This is a genomic window from Cypionkella sp. (genome assembly GCF_034376685.1).
GTDB lineage: Bacteria > Pseudomonadota > Alphaproteobacteria > Rhodobacterales > Rhodobacteraceae > Cypionkella.
In genome coordinates this window covers 85195-104353 of sequence record NZ_JAXMJJ010000036.1, presented here as the reverse complement: position 1 = coordinate 104353, position 19159 = coordinate 85195, and the positions used below count along the sequence as shown (strand labels likewise).

Here is a 19159-nt window from a genome sequence, read left to right as displayed (position 1 = left end):
TCGTTCGCAAATGCCACACGCTGGATTGACCTTTCCGGTAAAGACATAAATTCTTGGTGATCGAAGCAGATAAGCGACTGGCTGCGCATCGGTGCGGCTTTGCGCATTTAGTCAGGGTTGCACTCATGTCATTTTTCACGGCCCACCGCGTTACCGCTCTTGTTGTCCTTGTCGCTGCCTCTGCTTGGGTGTTGACGGGCGAGTTCTCGGCTGTTGGCAGCCAAGAGTTGAATAAGGATGAAGCTGCGCCCGAAGCGCAGGCCGAGCCAGCGCAAGCCGTTGCAACGCAGCGGACGGTGGCGGCGGTGGCACCCGTGTTCATCGACTATGCGCGGGAGATCAGGATTTCAGGTGCGACTCAGGCGGACAAGCAGGCGGTGCTGGCGGCGCGGACGGCGGGGATCGTGCAGGAACTAGGCGTGACGCAGGGCGGCGCTATTGCGGCGGATGCTTTGGTGGTGCGGCTGGAGGGGGCCGAGATTCAAGCCGGGGTTGATACCGCCGTCGCCGCGCTGGAACAGGCGACCGAAACGCTGACGGTCGGGCAGGCTTTGTATGACAAGGGCAGTCTGCCGGAGTTGGAACTGACCGCGCGGCGTTCGGCCAAGGCTGCGGCAGAGGCGGGGTTATCGCAAGCGAAGGCGGCAGAGGACCGGCTGCTGCTGAAAGCGCCGTTTGCGGGCACGGTGGATACTGTCGAAGTTGAACTGGGCGAATGGGTGCAGGCGGGCACGGCGATTGCGACGATTCTGGCGCTGGATCCGATCGTGGTGAAGGCCGAAGTCAGCGAGCGCGACGTGGCGTTTGTGTCGATCGGATCGAAAGCCAAAGTGCGGCTGGTGGATGGTGCCGAGATGGAGGGTGTGGTCCGCCATGTGGCGCAGCAAGCCTCGACCAAGACGCGGACTTTTGGCGTCGAAGTGGCGCTGCCGAATGCCGCGCATAAGATTCCGGCGGGGATGACGGCTGAGGTGCGGCTGTTCACAGCCACTCAGCCTGCGGTCGTCGTGCCGCGCTCGATCATCACCATCAACGAGGAGGGCGTGATCGGCCTGCGTGTGGTGGGTGCGGATAGCAAAGCCGCGTTTGCGCCGGTGACGGTGATTGATGACGGCGAAGCGGGCATGGTGGTGACCGGGGTGCCGAAGGACAAGAAGGTGATCGTCGCGGGTCAGGATCTGGTCACGGATGGTGATGTGGTGACGGTGTCGGAACTGACCCCAGCGCAAGCCGCCGAGGCCCTGAAATGAAACTGGTAGAGCTTGCAATCCGCAACGCGCGGCTGACAATTTCAATTCTGGTGTTCCTGATCCTGTCGGGGGGATTAGCCTATTACACCATCCCGAAGGAAGCTGAACCGGATGTTCAGATTCCGATCATTTATGTGTCGATGACGCTGGATGGGATTTCGCCGGAGGATGCCGAGCGGCTGTTGCTGCGACCGATGGAAACCGCGTTGAAGTCGATCCAAGGCATCAAGAAGATGACCGCCACAGCCTATCAGGGTGGCGGCAACGTGTTGTTGGAGTTTCAGGCCGGGGCGAATTTGGCCAAGGCGAAGTCGGATGTGAAAGACAAGGTCGACGATGCGCGGCCTGATCTGCCTGCCGAAGTGGATGAGCCGACGGTGAACGAGGTCAACCTGTCGGAATTCCCGGTGCTGGTTGTCACCCTGTCGGGCGATGTGCCGGAACGCACGCTGAACGCCACCGCGCGGGTGCTGCGCGACCGGATTGAGGATATTCCGGGCGTGCTGGACGCGGCTTTGCGGGGCGTGCGCGATGATGTGGTCGAGATCGTGATTGATCCGGCCAAGCTGTCTTCCTACGGCTTGCGGCCCGATACTTTGATTGCGGGCTTCAATGCCAATAACCGCCTGATCGCGGCGGGGTCACTGGAGGGGGCTGAGGGGCGCTATGCTATCAAAGTGCCGTCGCTGATTGAGACGGTGCAGGATCTGGCGGGTCTGCCGGTGGTGGCGGAAGGCAATGCGATTGTGCGGGTCAGCGATCTGGCGGAAATCCGGCCTGCGTTGAAAGACCCCGAGACGATCACCCGGCTGGATGGCAAATCGGCGGTGGCGATTGAGGTTTCCAAGCGCATCGGCTCGAACCTGATCGAGACGGTGGACACGGTGAAGGCGGTGACCGAAGATCTGCAAAAGCAGATGCCGCCGGGGGTGGTGGTGTCGTTTTCGCAGGATAAATCGACCACAATCCGGCAACTGCTGCATGATCTGCAAAACTCGGTGCTGACGGCGGTGATCCTGGTGTTCATCGTGATTTTGTATGCGCTGTCGGTGCGGTCTTCGATCCTGATCGGCTTGGCTATTCCGTCGTCGTTCCTGATGGGGATTCTGGGGCTGTCACTGGCGGGGCTGACGGTGAACCTTGTGGTGCTGTTCAGCTTGATCTTGGCGGTCGGGATGCTGGTGGATGATGCCATCATCGTGGTGGAATATGCCGAGCGGCGGATGAATGAGGGCATGGAGAAACGCCAAGCCTTTGCCGAAGCCAGCCATAAGATGGCGGGGCCGGTGATTGCCTCGACCCTGACGCGGATCGCGGCGTTCTCGCCCTTGCTGTTCTGGCCGGGGGTGGTGGGCGAGTTCATGAAATACATGCCGATCACGCTGATTGCGACGCTGTCGGCCAGTATGCTTTACGCGCTGATCTTCGTGCCGACGCTGGGGGCGATCATTGCCAAGCCGTTTGCCGAGCCGCCGCGCCACAAGGATGGCGCTTATATGTGGGTGGTCGGCAAGGCGATCCGGCATCCATTCATCATTCTGTTTCTGGCCATCGGCACGCTGGTGGCAGTGCCCTACACCTATACGCATATCGGCAAGGGGGTAGAGTTCTTCCCGAATGTCGAGCCGGATTATGGCCTGCTGTATGTCAAGGCGCGCGGCAACTTGTCGATTGACGAAAAGGACGTGCTGGTGCGGCAGGCAGAGGCGCGGATTCTGGGCTGGCCGGGGCTGAAAACCGTCTACACGCGGGTTGGCGGCGGCGGCAATGGCGCCAGCGAAGCCCCTGCCGACACGATTGGCACCATCCAATACGAGTTTGTCGATTGGCGCGAGCGCAAGCCTGCCAATGACATCCTGGCCGATCTGCGGTTGGCGATGCAGGGCATTCCGGGGGTGGATATCGAGGTCTCGGTGCCAGCGGCGGGGCCGCCGACGGGCAAAGCGGTTCAGATCGAGCTGTCGGCAGATGATCCGGCGGGGCTGAATGATGCGGCACGGGCGATTGCCGAAAAGCTGAAGAGCATTCCGAATGTGATTGATGTGTCGAACGGCTTGCCTTTGCCCGGTGTGGATTGGGAATTGCAGGTCGATCGCGGCGAAGCGGCACGCTATGGCGCATCTCCGGCGGCGGTGGGGGCTGTGGTGCAGATGGTGACTTCGGGGCTGAAACTGTCGGAGTATCGTCCGGCGGGCTCGGATGATCCGGTGGATATTGTGCTGCGTCTGCCACCCGATCAGCGCACGATTTCAGCGCTGGATCAGTTGCGGATTGAGACGCCGGACGGGCCGGTGCCGATTTCCAACTTTGTGACGCGGAGTGCGGCGGCGACCACGGGCACGCTGACCCGGCTGGGCGGCGCGCGCACGATCACGGTGCAGGCGGGGATTGCGGCGGGCGAAGGCGTGCAGCCAGACGTCGTGCGGCAGCAAGTGGCGGCGATGCTTGAGACGGCCTTTGCCGAGGATGGCTATGCCAAGGCCGGGATGCGCTGGAATATGGCCGGCGAGGATCAGGAGCAGGCCGAGGCAGGAGCGTTTCTGGGCAAAGCCTTTGGCGCGGCGATCTTCCTGATTTTTGTGGTGCTGCTTGCGCAGTTCAACAAGTTCATCTCGGTTGGTCTGGTGCTGTCGGCGGTGGTGATGTCGACGATTGGGGTGTTCCTGGGCCTGATGATCATGGGGCAGCCGTTTGGCGTGGTGATGACCGGGATCGGGGTGATCGCGCTGGCCGGGGTGGTGGTGAACAACAACATCGTGCTGATCGCCACCTATGACCAGTTGCGGGACGAGGGCATGGATAAGATCGAGGCCGTGCTGGAAACCTGCCGTGAACGCGCGCGTCCGGTGGTGCTGACCGCGCTGACGGCGATTTTCGGGGTGCTGCCGATTGCCTTCGGGCTGAACCTTGAGCTGATGAGCCATGAGACGACCATCGGCGCGCCATCGACGCAGTGGTGGATTTCGCTGTCGTCGGCGATTGTCTACGGGCTGGCGTTTGCGACGGTCTTAACGCTGATCGTGACGCCGTCGCTGCTGATGCTGGTCAGCCGGTCCAATCGCAGCCTGCGCGAAGGGCGGCGCTGGTTCTGGAAGAAGCGGTTTTCTTGAAACCGTGACAGAACCCGCCGCGTCCTTGGATGCGGCGGGTTTTTCTATGCCCGCTCCATCGCGATGGCGATGCCCTGCCCCACGCCGATGCACATGGTGGCAAGCGCGCGTTTGCCGCCGCGTTGCAGCAGTTCCAGCGCCGCGGTGCCGGTGATGCGCGCGCCGGTCATGCCGAGCGGGTGGCCGAGTGCAATCGCGCCGCCGTTGGGGTTCACGCGGGGATCGTCGTCGGCAATGCCAAGGGCGCGCAGCGTGGCGAGGCCTTGGGCAGCGAAAGCCTCATTCAGTTCGATCACGTCAAAGTCGGATTGGGTCAGGCCAAGACGGGCCATCAGTTTCTGGCTGGCAGGGATCGGACCAAGGCCCATCACGCGGGGGGCGACGCCTGCGGTTGCCCCGCCCAAGATGCGGGCGATCGGGGTGAGACCGTGTTTCTGCGCAGCTTCGGCAGAGGCGATGATCAAGGCGGTGGCGCCATCATTAACGCCGCTGGCATTGCCTGCGGTGACGCTGCCGCCCTTGCGGAACGGGGTGCCGAGTTTGCCAAGGGCTTCGATGGTGGTGGCGCGGGGGTGTTCGTCTTGGGTGACCCACAGCGGATCGCCCTTGCGCTGCGGAATTGAAACCGGGGTTATTTCCAGACCGAGGCGGCCATTGGCCTGCGCGGCGCTGGCCTTGGCCTGAGAGCGCAACGCGAAGGCGTCTTGATCGGCGCGACTGACGGCACAGTCTTCGGCGACGTTTTCAGCGGTTTCCGGCATTGAATCAGCGCCGTATTGCTGTTGCATCAAGGGGTTGATGAAGCGCCAGCCAATGGTGGTGTCATGGATCTCGGCAGCGCGGGAAAACGCGGTTTCGGCCTTGGGCATCACGAAAGGCGCGCGCGACATCGACTCCACGCCGCCTGCGATGATCAGATCGGCCTCGCCCGCCTTGATCTGACGGGCGGCGAGCAGGATTGCGTCCATGCCTGAACCACAAAGGCGATTGATCGTGGTGCCCGATACGTTGACCGGCAGGCCCGCCAGCAGCACGGCCATACGGGCGACGTTGCGGTTATCTTCACCGGCCTGATTGGCGCAGCCCAGCACCACATCATCAACCGCAGCCCAATCGACGCCAGCATTGCGCTCCATCAGCGCCCGCAGGGGAATGGCGGCCAGATCATCGGTGCGCACCGCAGACAGGCTGCCGCCAAAGCGGCCAATCGGCGTGCGGATATAGTCGCAGATGTAGACCTCGGTCATGGCAGGCTCCGGTGGTGTCTGGGGGCAGATGCGCTGAATTACTTTAAGTATAAAATATCTACGCTGAATGTCGAGCGGAACGTTGGAAAGGGGCAGAGGATTGCTCCCTGCCCCGTTCATAACTCTCCATAACTACACGTTCCGTTACGGCGTCGTGGCGGGGTCTTCTTCCGTTGCGGCGGAGTCTTTTGCGTCCAGCGCGGGCCAGAGCAGGCTTTGCTTGCCGCCGAGTTTGGAATTGCTCAGCAATTCAAACTTCGCGGCGAAGCTGGTGAAATCGGGCTCCTGCGCCAGAGTCTCCAACGGGGCCAGCCATGCGAATTGGAAGGAACGCTTCATTTCGGTGGCTGGGTCGAATTTCTGCGGCTTGTCGGTGATCACCTCGACCAGTTTGGGGTCTTCCACGGCTTTCAAGGTAAAGCGGACGACACGCAGAAGCGCGTTGTCACAGGTGGCCAGAAGATCGGGGAAGGTCGGCTGCAGCAGCGCCGTGGTGGTGACCAAGGGGCCGACAGCGTGGATCTGGTAATGCAGCGCCAGTTTGCCGCGCCACATCTCATTCGGCAAAGCGCCTTCAGCGGTGGCGGTGCAGAGCACAAGTTTGACGGAATCGGCGGCCCATGTCGTCATCACCACGTCGTTTTGCAGCAGACCGACCTGCGCCGCAGCCAAAGCAGCCCAAGCGCGCAGGTTATTCTGGCGCGACTTGGTCGGGGCTTCGGTGTCGAAGAACAGCATGCTGGCTTGCATGCGGTCTGTCAGCCAAGCCTCAATCTCGGGCTGGCGGGTGTCTTGGGTGGCAAGACCACGCACCTGCGCATAGGCCATCGCGATGCCGCCGATCCGGCTTGGTACCGAGAGTTGCGCACCTTGGGATTTCATGTCGCCCAACGCATTGGCGGCGGCCCATTCGTGGATGCGGTCTACCACGCAATCGGCAATTGCAGTCTGCTTGACCAGATCGCGCGTTTCTGGCGCGGCTTTGGCTGCGGGATCAACCGAAGCTTCTGGATCAACCTCGGGGGCTGCGGTGATCTGAAGCGCGGCATTGGCGTTTTTGACCAGGACATTGATGAAATCATCGACCGGGTTCAGCGCAGCCTCGACAGCGGCGTTGGCTTCGGCGTCGAAGTCAGAGCGGTTCTTGCTGTCGTCTTTATACCGGCTGGGGATGTTGAGTTCGGTCACCGGTGGGATCGCATCAAAGCAGGCGAAGGGCTTTGCCTCTGCTGCGGGTTCGGGGGTGGTCTGTGCCAAAGCCGACTGGCCCGAACTGATCAGGGCGAGGGCGAGGAACGTGTTCAGGATGCGGGCGCTCATTGGCTGACCGCCGGTTGCAGCATCAGGCTGCGCACTTTGGCGCTGGCATCGGTATTGCCCGCGTCCGAGGCTTTCTGCAGCCAGACCATTGCTTGATCGCGCGAAGCGGGCACGCCCAAGCCAAAGGCCAGCGCATCGGCATAGGCCAGCATCGCAGGCACATCCCCCGCATCCGCGGCTTTTGATATCCATAGTGTTGAAGTCTCCAATTCGGCTGTTGATTGCGCAGTGGACTGCAACAATTTGCCATATTCACGCATACCAGCCGGATTGCCGGCTTCGGCTGCAGTGCGGTAGAGCTTGGGCACGTCCAGCCGGGCATAGGCGCTGTCCTGGACCGGCTGAGACGCAACGGCCAGCCGCGCAAGCGCGCGCGGAATATCCTTGGGCTGGCTGCGCTCGACCAAAGCGACGTAGAGATCGGCCGTCCGTGCCGCGTTGAATTGTGGTGTGCTGGCATTCCCGTAGATGTCGAGCAGGCGGTGAATGGCGGTGGTGTTGCCGCCTTCATAGCCGCGCTCGTAATAGGCAAGCTGTGCGTTTGCCATCGACTCACCACCATAGTGGCGCAGCAGATCGCCCAGCTGCACTAGCCGCCAGCTGTCATTTTCGCTGAGGAATTCGGCAACATCCACCCATTTCGTGAAGGCAGCCTGATCGCCCACCTGACCCATCGCATCGGCGAGGGTTTTGATTTCGTCAAAGCTGCAATCGGTGGCGGTGGTGGCGCGGCGCAGGTAATCGTCGCGACGCCCTTGGTCGGGTTGGAACGGCAGCGCCAGCACCACGGCGTCAAAGTCACCACGGGATTCAATGACATCGGCGTATTTGGCGTAGACCGCCTTCAGATCGGGGAAGCGTTTGGGGTCAAGCTGCGGCAACATCCGCAGGGCCGCACCATTGCCCATCTCGGCCATCGGTTCGATCGCTGCAAGGGCTGCGGCTGCGTTTTTCTGCGGGTCTTGCTTGAGCAGGATCTCGACCAGATCAATCTGAGCGGAGGTGTCGCCTTCGGCAATCGCTGCACGCAGAGTGGTTGTGGGATCGGTCAGGTTCTGGCCAATTTCAGCAAACTTGTGCTCCAATCGTCCGCGAGCGGCAGTGACACCGTCAAAACGCTTGGCATAGGATTCCCAGAAGGCGAGTTCCTCTGGCGCGGCGTTGCCGCGCGCCAGCACTTCCATATATTGCGCGATGGCCGTTGGGCGACCGTAAAGCGCCTGAGATTGCAGACGAGCAATGTCTTGTGGGTTGGGATTTGCGATCATGGCCAACAACTCGGTCGGGGTGAATTCGACAGTTTTGGTGCCAGTCGCGGTGCTGATACCTTCCCAATACTCGGCCTCGGTGCGCTGCGGAGCCTGCGGCGCGCGGCAACTGAAGGCATCTTTAAGGCCGTTCATCGGGTCAATCTCGCCACCGGTGTGGACGGTGGCGATCACCTCGTCGATGACTTGATAGAACTGCTTGGGTGTGGTGGCATAGCGGAAGCGGATTGGCGTGAGGCGTTTTGTGGCGCTTGGCTCGCCCATCGCTTCAGCCTTTTCATAATACGTGACAGCGGCTGATTCACCGTCCCAGCGGCCTTTGTCAGCGATTTCAAAATCACCCAGCGCGATGAAAATCCAAGCCGGAGCATCGGGGCGTTTGGCGAATTCTTCCAGTGCAGCGCGATAGGCGGGCTGGTAGGCGCCATCCACTTTCGCTTCAGCTTGCAGGAACAAAGCGTTGCGCAACAGGCCTGCGCGGTCGCCGAACTTGGCGGCTTGCTCGTACAGCGCGCGGGCACGGTCGATATCTTTCTTACCCACCAATGCGCCCTGCTCGTAAAGGCGGCCAAGCGCCACTTGGGCATAGGGCAAGCCCGCATCGGCCGCTTTGGTCATATAGGTGATCAGAGTGTCGTTCGATTTCACCAGATCTTCCGAGCGCATATGCATCTCGGCGACTTTCCAGGCTGACACTCCATCACCCATATCGGCGGCAAAGCGGAACCACTTTTCGGCCAGACCAACATCGCGGGTGACGATGGTGCCGTTCATGTATTCGCGGGCGATCCGAGCGACGCGGTCGCAGATCATCGGGTCCATCTTGCCAACCAAAGCGCCAAAGGCCATCGTGACGGCAATATCGGACGGCACATCCCAGCCGGGAACTGGCGTGCCTTTTTCCTGTAGAGCGACGATCTTCAGCAATGCGTCGGCGTTGCCGCCATAGCCTGCCGCGACCAGCAGCTGCAGGCCTTTTTCCTTGTTCACCGGGATGCCGGTGCCGTTCATCAGGTAATCGGCAAGAATATTCTGCAAGCGGGGTGAGCCACCATTCTCATTCGCCATCAACTGATCGACGAGGCGTTGGTTGGTCAACTCTTTCAGCCGACCCGCGGCGATCAGCAGTTCAACGCGCGCCAGCAGGGCTTTGTCTGCGCTGAACTGCGGATCAACGGAGGGCAACATCGCCTGAGCTTTTTCGATAGTGTCAAACCAACGGATCGCGTCGCTGTCCATCAATCGGCGCAGATCGCGCTGGATCAGATCCGCTGCTGCCTCGGGCAGTGTTTTGCCATCCCAAGCCGCCCATTGCGCCGCCAATTGTTCATCCGAAATACTGGCCGCGCAGATCTTTTCCACCTCGATTCTGGGCGGTTCGAAGTTCACCGCAACAGTGTTCAGCACTTCGGTTTGCGCGAAGGCGGGCAAAGCCAGCACGACAGCAAAACAAAGCGGCAGAAACGGACGGGACGTCAGGGCAGCAGCGCGTGTCATGGTTTTTCCTTTTGCCGATGTGCTGCCGCGCGGGGTGACCAACGCGACAGCGGGGCCGATATGCTTAGTTGGCAAGCGTAGAGTTCGAGCCCGTCACTGTGTAGTTGCCCGCAGAACCGCGCAGCACGATGGCAACGCCGCCGCGCCGCTGAAGATCGAGCGCAGGCAGGCTGGCCAGCACCTTGTCACCCTCACGCACTTCAAAACCCAGGGTCAGGGGCGCTTTCAAAGCAACATTGGCCGCGCCATTTATCGGCACGCCCGTCAAGGCGATGGCCTTAGCGGCGGGCACATACAAATCAACCTTTGCAAGATCGCTGAGGTTGAAGAAGCTGATCACGGCTTGCGCCGGGTTCGAGGTGATATCCTCGGGTACCAGCGTTTTGGTGCCATCAGAGCCAACCACATAGGAATAATACTTGCCCGCAGCGACAGTGACAGTGGCATCATCCACGCCCGTCACCAGCTTGATTTCGCCGGGCTTGGCAACAACGACATAACCGGAAATCCCGCCATCCAGTTGATCGAAAGTCTTGGTGTCGATCACTGCATTGGTCGGGGCGGCGGCGACTACGCGTACAAAGCTGGCGCTGGGGTCTGGAACATCTTCGTAAAGCCCGCCATCCTGAGCCAGCGATGCTGTGGCGAAACTGCCTCCAAGACCTATAAATAGGGCTATCACCCAGCTGCTTTTCTTCATCATGACGCATCTCCTTTGGTATTCGCGCAGAAATTTAACGTGGTCGCATCAGTGACGGGGCGGTCAAAATGCACCGTCACTTTCTTGAAGTCGGGCATCGCGAACGCCGACAGTCCAAGATAGAAATTGCCCGTGGCGCGCATGCGCTGAGAGCGTTCGATCTTCGAATGGCGGATCAGACCATCCGCCGCCTCGATGCTGAAATCAGCTTCACGCGGGCCTTCGCCGCCGAAATCGGCAAAAATTGCATCTTCTGCACCAACATTGAGGCCATCCAGTGAGGCTTCCAGGGTATTGGCGTCCAGTTTCGTGATCGGCAATGCAGTGGTGCAGGTGTTGCCCGCAGCGGCGATCAGTTCTTCCAGCGGAGCCGCGCCATATTGTGCCAAGTTGTTGTAGATCGGGTTTTCCCAGATCAGAAAGCGCGGTCGTTGCGCCTTGAATTCGTCCGAGGTCATATAGGAGGTCATCGAGCCGAATTGGTTGCCGCCAGTGATCGCGTAGTTGACGATCTCCAGTTGCGAGTATTCCGCCAGAAAACCCGCGAAGTTGTTGATCGGCGAGTCTGAATAGGACGTGCCGACCAGCACGGCGGGCTGCACTTCGCTGGCGGTGGCAAAGATGTCGAGCCCGCCCGCCGCATCGTCGGTGCCAGCTGTTGCATCGGTCTTGTAGGCCATCGTTTCGGTCGGTGGCAGCGAGTTGGCGCAATAGCCTTGCAGGGTGCGACGCATGCCTGAGAAAGCGACTTCGGGGGCGATGGCTTTGGTCACGAAGGTTTGCTTGGGCAGATCGGCATAAGCCGGGTCGGCCTTGATCTGTTCAGCAATCGCCTGCGCACCCAGTCGTGCGCCTTGCGAGGTCCAGTGGAAATCTGCGCCGAACAGCGCGCGTTCGCCGCCGTTATTGGCACGCAGAGCTGTCATCAGATCGGGTGCCACGACGCCAGCGACGTTCAGGCGAGTGATGAAATCGGTGTAAATCGCATCGGCCACTTCGGGCTGAAAACCATAGTCGGCGGCGTGGGCTGGCAGGTATTGCGGCATCACCTGAGATTTTGAGGGGATGGTCGCATAGATCAGTGTGGTGCCGTTTTTTTTCAGAATTTTCGCCAATTGACCGATCATATGCACGGTGCGCTCATCAAGCGGGTGCTGCATCCGCAGATCGGCGAAGGTGCGGAAGAACACGCCGTCTTTGCCCTCGATCGCGGGCAGGACGGTGTTGAACTCGTAGTTGGAACACTCGAAATGCGAGGCGGTTTGCGCATCGGCGGGGGCGGCTGTCAGGCCCAAAAAAGCAGCGCCAATAGCCGCTGCGTGCCGCAAAGCTGCGTTCATTGGGAAACCTCCGTGGGGTCTGTGGCGTCAAGGCGGGCAAGCAGGGTCTGCGCCATCGCGACTTTGCCGGGTTCATTCGAGGCGATCATCAGCGCCAGCGCCGCGCGAGCTGCGGGCACATCGGGGGGGCTGCCGTCTTGCGGCATGATCGCGGCTTGCGCCAGTTTTTGCGCCGCATTCGCATCGCCTGCCTTGGCGGCCTGCATCAGCCATTTGCGCGACTCGGCGGGGTCTTTGGCAAACGGATGACCAATGGCGTACATATCGGCAAGGCCAAGGGCGGCTGTCGTATTGCCGGAACGCGCGAGCTTGACCAAGGCATCCTTGCCGTTTTTTGCCTGCTTGTCGGATAGGGTGACGTCGGGCGATTTCATCAGCGCGATCATGCGGTTAAGCGCGAATTCACGGCCCAGATATGAGGCCATTGCATAGTAATGCACCGCTGAGGGCAGCACGCTGGCTCTGCCGGTTTCTTCCAGCTTGCGGGCGTAATAAAACGCAGCCAAGCCATCGCCGGAATCCGCCAGTTCCTGCAGTTCACTGGCTTTAAGCTCTTGCTTTGCGATCATCCGATTGTGCAGGGTTTTCAGGCGTGACACCACCGGGTCAACCGGAGGTTTTGCGGCCAAACGCGCGGCCTTCTGCTGCGCCAACCTTTCGGCCAGTTTCGCGGCTTTTTGTTCTTTGGTGAGATAGACCTTTGACACCACGGTCGGCGGCACAACGCGGTCTTCTGCCTGCACCCGCAACGGAGCCCCCGTAAAGCTGGTCAGCATCACGCTGGCGATGATCAGAGATTTAATCTGCACTTGCCAGCTCCTCGCCAATCTTGTGGTCGTCCCACAGCTTGGGATCGGTCAGATAGCGCAGCGGAACTTCCCAGATCACCACTTTCGGCGGCGCATCACGGAAGCTGTCCGAGGCTAGGTATTTGTCCATCGGCTTGACCGGGCCAAGGCCCTGTTCAGCCGCGTTCAGCACGTCTTGGTGCAGATCGAGCTTCAGGGCTTCGGCAAAGCTCCAATGCGGGTTGGCGCTGTAGGAGGTGCCGATCAGCACGACATCGACTTGGGCTGCGGCAAAGATGTCGGAGGTGTCAGCGGGGGCTGCGACGACATAGGGGTTGGCGTCTTCGCGGTCCAAGCCCAGCATGGGTGCTATGCCTTCGGTGGTGACATAGGACACCAGATCACCGGCGAATTCGGTTTTGGGTTCTTCGCTGCGGGTCATCTGGGCCGTTCCCAGCGGGATCAGGCCGGATTTCGCCACGGCAGCAGCGACAGCGGCGGCACCGTCCAGTGTCCAGTGCGTATCGGTGGCGAAGAAGGCGGGTTTGGTTTTCACCAGTTCGACCAGCGGGGTGCGGGCATCGACGGTTTCGATCTGGGCGGCGTTCAGCTTGGCCAGAAGATCGGCGTAGAAGCTTGCCATTTCAGCCGAAAGTTCCGGCGCAGCAGCCTCGGCGGCTTGCACATCGACCTTGGCAGGCAGCGGCACCACGATCAGGCGGGTGCCGTGGGCCGCAAGTTGATCGCGGATCTCGGCGATTTTGGCGACAGACGGCGACAGGCTTGCAGGCAGCGGGCGGGTTTCTTCGGTGGTGAACAGCCAGCCGTCTTTGCCCACAACCACGCCCTTGCGGCCTTCGCCGATCAGCAGGTAGCGGGCAGCGCCCATCACGCCGATAGACGGCTCGCGGTGCGGCATCGCGGTTTTGTAGAGCGTGTCAAAACTGTGGGTGACGCTGCCGCGCAGGGCGGCCATGTCAAACGCCGCCAGCTTGCCGCCGGGTTCTTCATAGACTGCCAGATTGGCAAAAGGGACGTAGCCGAAAAACATCACCGGCAGGAAGTAGCGAGATATCCGATAGAAGCGCTGCATGGCGATCCTCCTTCAGAACTGGAAATACAGGAAGGGCGAGAAGCTTGCCTCGGCCAGTTTCATGATCGCAAGCATGGCGATCAGCGACACAACGGCGACGGGCAGCAACGAGGTGGCGGCGGTCAGCGTGCCATTGCTGCTGACGCCGATGCCGCCTTGCGGTGCGAAGTACAGGTCTTTGCCGATACGGTTGATCCGCGGCTCGGCGGCGCAATAGATCATCGCGATCACCAGCATCACAAGGCTTTCGCCGCTGATCTGGAAGGCGATGTCCATCGGGATGGCAAAGCCGTGCAGGCCGATCATCCCGGCGTAAACATCCATCGCCTGGTTCATGTCGACAGCCCGGAAGGCGACCCAGCCGATCAGCACCAAGAGCAGGGTTTGCACGAGGCCGATGAAGGAGGAGCGGTTGGCCCAGCCAGTGGCGCGCTCAATCGCAAGCCAAGCGCCGTGCCAGATACCCCAGGCGAGGAAGGTGCCGTTTGCGCCGTGCCACAGCCCGCCCAGCACCATCACGATCATCAGGTTGACATAGGTGCGACCCGGCCCGACGCGGTTGCCGCCCAGCGGGATATAGAGGTAATCGCGCAGCCAGACTGACAGCGAGATGTGCCAGCGCCGCCAAAACTCGGTGATCGAGCGGCTAATATAAGGCATGTCGAAGTTCTTGCGGAATTGGAACCCCATCATCAAGCCAAGGCCTACGGCCATGTCGGAATAGCCCGAGAAGTCAAAGTAAAGCTGCATCATATAGGCGATGGAGCCCAGCCACGACAGCGCAGCCGATGGGTCGGGCGTGTTGAACGCAATGTCGGCCAAGGGGGCGACAGTATCGGCCAGCAGCACCTTTTTGCCAAGGCCCACGATGAACAGCGCCAAGCCGTCAGCGAACAGCACCAGCGAATGGGTGCGGTGTTTGAACTGATCGGCCAAGTCCTTGAAGCGCAGGATCGGGCCTGCCACCAGCTGCGGAAACAGCGCGATAAAGGCGGCAAAATCAAAGAATTTCAACGTCGCGTCGGCGTCTTTGCGGGTGACATCGACCAGATAGCTGATCGAGTGGAACACATAGAACGACACGCCAATCGGCAGGATCAAGCGCCAGTGCACGCCAAGGCCGGCAGCATCGGTGCCGAACAGTTGCGCCAAGCTGTCGATGAAGAAGTTGAGGTATTTGAACACACCCAGCACCGCCAGACAGCCCATCACACCCACCGTGCACCATATCTTCGCGCGGGGGGTATCGAGGTTCTTGGCGATCAACAGGCCGATGCAGAAGGTCCACAGCGTCGTTGCGAACAACAAAAGAAGAAAGTCGAACCGCCACCAGCCGTAGAACAGATAGGAGGCGAACAGGATCACCATCGAGCGCCCCTTAGCAGGCGTCAGATAATAAATGCACAAAAACAGCGGCAGGAACAAAAACAGGAAGGTTTCCGATGAAAAGACCATGAGGTTACTCCTGACTGCAAACCGAGGCGAAATCGGCATCATCTGCCGCAGCACTCGAGATTTGGAAAATGGCGGTGCGGTCTTGCCGACCCGAGATGAGATATGCTGCCTGATGTTGGGCAAACTCGCCGTCAAACATCCGAGGCAACTGCGCGGTCAGATCGTTGTCGCGCAGGGTGACAAGGTGCAGCGCCGCGCCGGATAGGCCGATCTGGTTCTGCGCCATCAGATTGCCGCGCAGGTCCAGCCGTGCCTTGATCAATTGCGCGCCAACAGCAATCGCAGAGCCTGCGTTGTCAACCACGGCGTTGCCGGTGATTTGCACAAAGCCGGTCTTGGTCAGCCGCAACCCAGACGCGCCATTGGCGGCGATCACATTGTCCTGCACGCTCAGACAATCGGCGGTTTTCGCGGTCAGCCCGGTCTGGGCATTGTCGAGAACCGCATTGCCGCGCATGGTGACGCCAAAGCTGCCGCCATCCACTTGCACGCCGTTGCCTAGCCCACCCATCACCAGATTGCCCGCGACCAACAGGTCTTTCGAGCGCCCTGCAACCCGCAGGCCCGCGCCGCCTTTGCTGCGGTAAATCGTATTGCCCAGCGCCGCACCATCGCTGATCTGCGTCAAAGTCAGCGCGGTGCTGCGGCTGGCCAGAAAGGCATTCTGCGTCACTTGCGCGCCTTTGGTGCCGATCAGCGCGACGCCGCCCATATCTTCAAAGTGGTTGTTGCGCAGCACCGCCGCGGTGGTCGACGCGAACAGACCCTGAGTCGAGATCACAAATCCCGCGAAGGGACCAAGCTCGGCCATACCAAGCGCTTGGAAATGGTTGGCCTCAGCATAAACCTCACCCGCGCCAGAGGTCAGCACAAAGGGGCGATACTGGGATTCTGGTGCCTGCGCAGCGACATCGCTGCGCAGCGTCGCACCACGCAGATCAAGCCTGCCGAAGTTTAGCAGAAAAGCACCATCGGCGGCCTGCATTCGCAGTACATCGCCGGGGTGGATCACCAGGGCCGCACCTTGCCAGATCACCAGAGGGCGCGACAAGGTGACAACGCCGTCAGCCAGCGCAATGCCGTCCACACCCTGCGTCTGTGCAGCCGTCGCCAAGTCTTGCAGGCTGATGACACCACCACTGATGAAAATCGCGGCCTTGCTATTGTGCTGAGCCTGCTGCACGCGCAACTGGTTGTTGGTGCCTTCCGAGATAGAAAGCTGGGTGAGCGCGATCTGAGTATCGCCCGCCGCAACCTTGGCGGCATCGCCGGAGGGCAGACGCGCTTCGAGCAAAGGTTGCGGACGTGGCGCAGGTTTCAGGCCGTAAAGCCCGGCAATCTGCGCCGCCGCATCATAGGCGAAACCTTGGGCGCTCATCGTGCTTGGGTCTTGCTGCAACCCGGCGATGCCAGCGTGCAGTGCCGCGCTATCGGCAAGCTTGGGCGCAGCTTGTGCCACGCTTGCACTGAACAGCACCACACTCGCCAGATATGCGAAAGCGCGACTCATTCTACTGCACCGCCCCGATTACGGGTTCCATTGGTTCGGACTTTGTGAACAAGGACGCCACCGCCTTGACCGCCGAGGCGGCCACTTCGGCCACGTTTTCGGCGTCATAGGTCATCAGCAACTGCATCGCGCGCAGCTCCTTGACGCCCGTGTTGGTCAGGGGAAGCGTCACATCCGCAGGAATAGTGACGGAGTCGCCACGAGCGACTGCGACCATCTTGCCTTCACGTTCATACACCCCGCCGCCGTTCAAGAAGGTCAGCAGGCTTGGACCGTGGCCGGTGCCATTGACCCGCAGCGATGCACCGGGGGCTACCACCAGCATCCGCATGTCATAGCCATCATCCTTCGCCAGCAATTCGACCTGGCCCCAGTTCGTATCTCGCAGCAGATGACTGGACACTTCCGGGCGATTCATGCCCTTCAAATGATCGACCACCTGCTTGACGCTTTGGGCATGGTCGCGATTCATCACCAACAGCGCGTCTGGGGTGTCGACAACGATCATGTCGCGCAAGCCGATCACTGCCACCAAGCGTGAATCGCTTTGGATCAGCGAATTTTGCGTATCCAAGGCAAACACATCGCCGTTGATCACGTTGCCATGTTCGTTGCGTGTCGAGATTTTTTGCACCGCATTCCACGCACCGACATCATCCCATTGAATATCGCGGGCCGGGGCCAAAGCGACGGCGGTGGAGCGTTCAAACACCAACCGCTCGGTTGGTTCGGATTTCGCTTTCACGAAGGAGGTTTCTTCGAGATGCAGCGTGCCGTTGATCATCTTGCCTGCGCTGACAGCGGCAGAAACCGCGTAGAAGGTTTCAGGCTCGAACCGATGAAACTCTTCGATCAGCACATCGGCGCGGAACAAGCTGATGCCCGAAGCCCAGTAGGAATAGCCGCCAGTGATCAGCGCCTGTGCCCGCTCGTAGGGCGGCTTTTCGATGAAGGTCTCAACACGGTGCAGGCCGGGGTAGTTGGAATAGCCACCGCCATCGACAATATAGCCGTAGCCAATTTCAGGATAAGCGGGCGGCACGCCGAACAATACGATACGGCCGTTGTCTGCAGCCTGCTGCATGGCCACCACCGTGGTATTCAGATCACCTGTAATGATGTGATCTGACGGTAGCACCAGAAGCTGTGCCTCGGGATCATCAGCGATGACCGACAGAGCTGCAGCCAAAACGGCAGGCCCAGTGTTGCGGCCCATCGGTTCAGCGATCACCGTGCCGGTCAGTTGCAGATCGCGCATCTGACGGGCGACAAGCTGGGTTTGCCCCGCGCTGGTCACAATGATCGGCGGTTTGTACACACCGCCGCGATGGCGCTGCAAGGTGGTCTGAAAGTAGCTCAGACTGCCCTTGCCTTGCACCGGTTGAAATTGCTTAGGCTGCTCGACCCGTGACATCGGCCAGAGCCGCGATCCCATGCCACCGCACAGAACCAAGGGGTAAATCGACGTTTTCATTGCGCGCTCCGCTGAGACATTGTCCGAAGTGGAAATCCGAAAGGGGTGGTAACGGGGTAACGTCTTGAATCAGAACCAGGACTTCTTGATGATTGTCAGCTTGGCCAGTTGGCCCAGCTGGTCGGCTTGCAAAGGGGTGGCCGGGATCAGCCGCACGGGTAGACCCGCATCGGTGGCCTCGGCGCGCAGGCTGGCGGGATCAACGGCGGCGTTGATCGTGCTGCCGTCGCCGAATTGCACCTTGACGTGATCAGCAAAAGCCAGCGTCAGCACATCAGCGGCGGGCACGGTTGCGGTCAGCAGCACGGGCGCATCTGCGGTGTGGACGTTCAGCATCGGCTCACCTGTGCTGACGGTGGCACCGACTGTTGCGGCAAGGGCAGTTGCGGTGCAATCGCAGGGCATCGCGATCGACAGCATCTCGCCAGAGGTGGCGCGGATGGTGAAGGCAACCTCGCCCTTGGCGGCGGCGAGGTTGACGTAATCGACTTGGCCGCCCGCGGTGGCGGTCAGGGTCATGCCGTCTTGCACGGCCAGACCGGGGGCGGCGAGGGGTTGGGTGAAGATGCGGTTGTAGGCCAAGGTGCCTACGGCTGCGACCAAGGCGAGTGTGGCGAGTGCCAGCCCAGCGCTGCCCAAAACGCGGCTGAAGGTCAGCCGTTTGGCATTCATCGCGGCGGCGCGATTGGCGGGCGATGGGATCGACGGGGCGACGCCGATCACTTCGCCCAAGGCAACCAGATCGCCCGCGATGTAGGAATTGATCAGATGGCGCAGCTGCGGCAGATGCTCACCCGCCGGATCGACAAAATTGACCGTGGCGGTGCCCTTTTCGTGGTCGGAAGATTGCACTTGCCCCAACACCTCCAGCGTGACGCTGAAGCCCTTGAACGGGAACATGAAGCGCATCAGACGGGTGGCCCCGTCCAGCGCGGGGCCCATCAGCCCGGTGATTTCGGCGGCGACCAGCGACAACCGCTCGCCCTTGAACTGCCGCCCGTCGATGCCGACGACGAAGGGAATATCCAGCAAAGGATGCTCGCCCTGAACGGGCAGATTGGGCAGGTGGCCGATGGTTTGGCTTTCAGCGGTGTTGGTGTCCATTTT

General features: G+C 60.8%; 13 protein-coding genes. 2 read left to right on the top strand and 11 right to left on the bottom strand.

The window, feature by feature from the left end; genetic code table 11:
• Window positions 1–125 precede the first annotated feature (125 nt).
• Window positions 126–1250, top strand: coding sequence for an efflux RND transporter periplasmic adaptor subunit (locus U1A24_RS08285; RefSeq protein WP_322321508.1), 1125 nt, complete (start codon window positions 126–128; stop codon window positions 1248–1250).
• Window positions 1247–4360: an efflux RND transporter permease subunit gene (locus U1A24_RS08280; RefSeq protein WP_322321507.1), complete on the top strand. Its 3114-nt coding sequence runs from the start codon at window positions 1247–1249 to the stop codon at window positions 4358–4360. Before U1A24_RS08285 ends, U1A24_RS08280 begins: the two co-directional genes overlap by 4 nt.
• Window positions 4361–4404: 44 nt before the next feature.
• On the opposite strand, the gene pcaF is transcribed toward U1A24_RS08280, so the two are convergent.
• From pcaF to U1A24_RS08225, 11 genes are all read right to left on the bottom strand, one after another.
• The gene (gene pcaF / locus U1A24_RS08275) at window positions 4405–5607 is read right to left on the bottom strand and encodes a 3-oxoadipyl-CoA thiolase (protein ID WP_322321506.1); all 1203 of its coding nucleotides are present in this window, start codon (window positions 5605–5607) and stop codon (window positions 4405–4407) included.
• A gap of 144 nt (window positions 5608–5751) precedes the next feature.
• Window positions 5752–6927, bottom strand: a complete 1176-nt coding sequence (locus U1A24_RS08270; RefSeq protein WP_322321505.1) for an alginate lyase family protein — start codon at window positions 6925–6927, stop codon at window positions 5752–5754.
• Entirely contained in the window at window positions 6924–9692 is a 2769-nt protein-coding gene (locus tag U1A24_RS08265; protein ID WP_322321504.1) for a hypothetical protein, read from the bottom strand. The genes U1A24_RS08270 and U1A24_RS08265 overlap by 4 nt, the downstream gene beginning before the upstream one ends.
• A 64-nt stretch (window positions 9693–9756) precedes the next feature.
• Window positions 9757–10395, bottom strand: a complete 639-nt coding sequence (locus tag U1A24_RS08260; RefSeq protein WP_322321503.1) for an alginate O-acetyltransferase AlgF — start codon at window positions 10393–10395, stop codon at window positions 9757–9759.
• The gene (locus U1A24_RS08255) at window positions 10392–11732 is read right to left on the bottom strand and encodes an alginate O-acetyltransferase AlgX-related protein (protein ID WP_322321502.1); all 1341 of its coding nucleotides are present in this window, start codon (window positions 11730–11732) and stop codon (window positions 10392–10394) included. The genes U1A24_RS08260 and U1A24_RS08255 overlap by 4 nt, the downstream gene beginning before the upstream one ends.
• Window positions 11729–12541, bottom strand: coding sequence for a hypothetical protein (locus U1A24_RS08250; RefSeq protein ID WP_322321501.1), 813 nt, complete (start codon window positions 12539–12541; stop codon window positions 11729–11731). The genes U1A24_RS08255 and U1A24_RS08250 overlap by 4 nt, the downstream gene beginning before the upstream one ends.
• The gene (locus tag U1A24_RS08245; RefSeq protein ID WP_322321500.1) at window positions 12531–13613 is read right to left on the bottom strand and encodes an alginate O-acetyltransferase AlgX-related protein; all 1083 of its coding nucleotides are present in this window, start codon (window positions 13611–13613) and stop codon (window positions 12531–12533) included. The genes U1A24_RS08250 and U1A24_RS08245 overlap by 11 nt, the downstream gene beginning before the upstream one ends.
• A 12-nt stretch (window positions 13614–13625) precedes the next feature.
• Window positions 13626–15068: an MBOAT family protein gene (locus U1A24_RS08240; RefSeq protein ID WP_322321499.1), complete on the bottom strand. Its 1443-nt coding sequence runs from the start codon at window positions 15066–15068 to the stop codon at window positions 13626–13628.
• A gap of 4 nt (window positions 15069–15072) precedes the next feature.
• Entirely contained in the window at window positions 15073–16578 is a 1506-nt protein-coding gene (locus U1A24_RS08235; RefSeq protein ID WP_322321498.1) for a right-handed parallel beta-helix repeat-containing protein, read from the bottom strand.
• A gap of 1 nt (window position 16579) precedes the next feature.
• Complete coding sequence (locus U1A24_RS08230) at window positions 16580–18052, bottom strand: mannose-1-phosphate guanylyltransferase (protein ID WP_322321497.1); 1473 nt, start codon at window positions 18050–18052, stop codon at window positions 16580–16582.
• A gap of 69 nt (window positions 18053–18121) precedes the next feature.
• The gene (locus U1A24_RS08225) at window positions 18122–19156 is read right to left on the bottom strand and encodes a hypothetical protein (RefSeq protein ID WP_322321496.1); all 1035 of its coding nucleotides are present in this window, start codon (window positions 19154–19156) and stop codon (window positions 18122–18124) included.
• Window positions 19157–19159: the final 3 nt, after the last annotated feature.

What these genes read in the sequence shown, in the direction of transcription:
- U1A24_RS08285 (WP_322321508.1), top strand. Translation starts at nt 126, where the DNA reads ATGTCATTTTTCACGGCCCACCGCGTTACCGCTCTTGTTGTCCTTGTC.
- U1A24_RS08280 (WP_322321507.1), top strand. Translation starts at nt 1,247, where the DNA reads ATGAAACTGGTAGAGCTTGCAATCCGCAACGCGCGGCTGACAATTTCA.
- pcaF (WP_322321506.1), bottom strand. Translation starts at nt 5,607, where the DNA reads ATGACCGAGGTCTACATCTGCGACTATATCCGCACGCCGATTGGCCGC.
- U1A24_RS08270 (WP_322321505.1), bottom strand. Translation starts at nt 6,927, where the DNA reads ATGAGCGCCCGCATCCTGAACACGTTCCTCGCCCTCGCCCTGATCAGT.
- U1A24_RS08265 (WP_322321504.1), bottom strand. Translation starts at nt 9,692, where the DNA reads ATGACACGCGCTGCTGCCCTGACGTCCCGTCCGTTTCTGCCGCTTTGT.
- U1A24_RS08260 (WP_322321503.1), bottom strand. Translation starts at nt 10,395, where the DNA reads ATGATGAAGAAAAGCAGCTGGGTGATAGCCCTATTTATAGGTCTTGGA.
- U1A24_RS08255 (WP_322321502.1), bottom strand. Translation starts at nt 11,732, where the DNA reads ATGAACGCAGCTTTGCGGCACGCAGCGGCTATTGGCGCTGCTTTTTTG.
- U1A24_RS08245 (WP_322321500.1), bottom strand. Translation starts at nt 13,613, where the DNA reads ATGCAGCGCTTCTATCGGATATCTCGCTACTTCCTGCCGGTGATGTTT.
- U1A24_RS08240 (WP_322321499.1), bottom strand. Translation starts at nt 15,068, where the DNA reads ATGGTCTTTTCATCGGAAACCTTCCTGTTTTTGTTCCTGCCGCTGTTT.
- U1A24_RS08235 (WP_322321498.1), bottom strand. Translation starts at nt 16,578, where the DNA reads ATGAGTCGCGCTTTCGCATATCTGGCGAGTGTGGTGCTGTTCAGTGCA.
- U1A24_RS08230 (WP_322321497.1), bottom strand. Translation starts at nt 18,052, where the DNA reads ATGAAAACGTCGATTTACCCCTTGGTTCTGTGCGGTGGCATGGGATCG.
- U1A24_RS08225 (WP_322321496.1), bottom strand. Translation starts at nt 19,156, where the DNA reads ATGGACACCAACACCGCTGAAAGCCAAACCATCGGCCACCTGCCCAAT.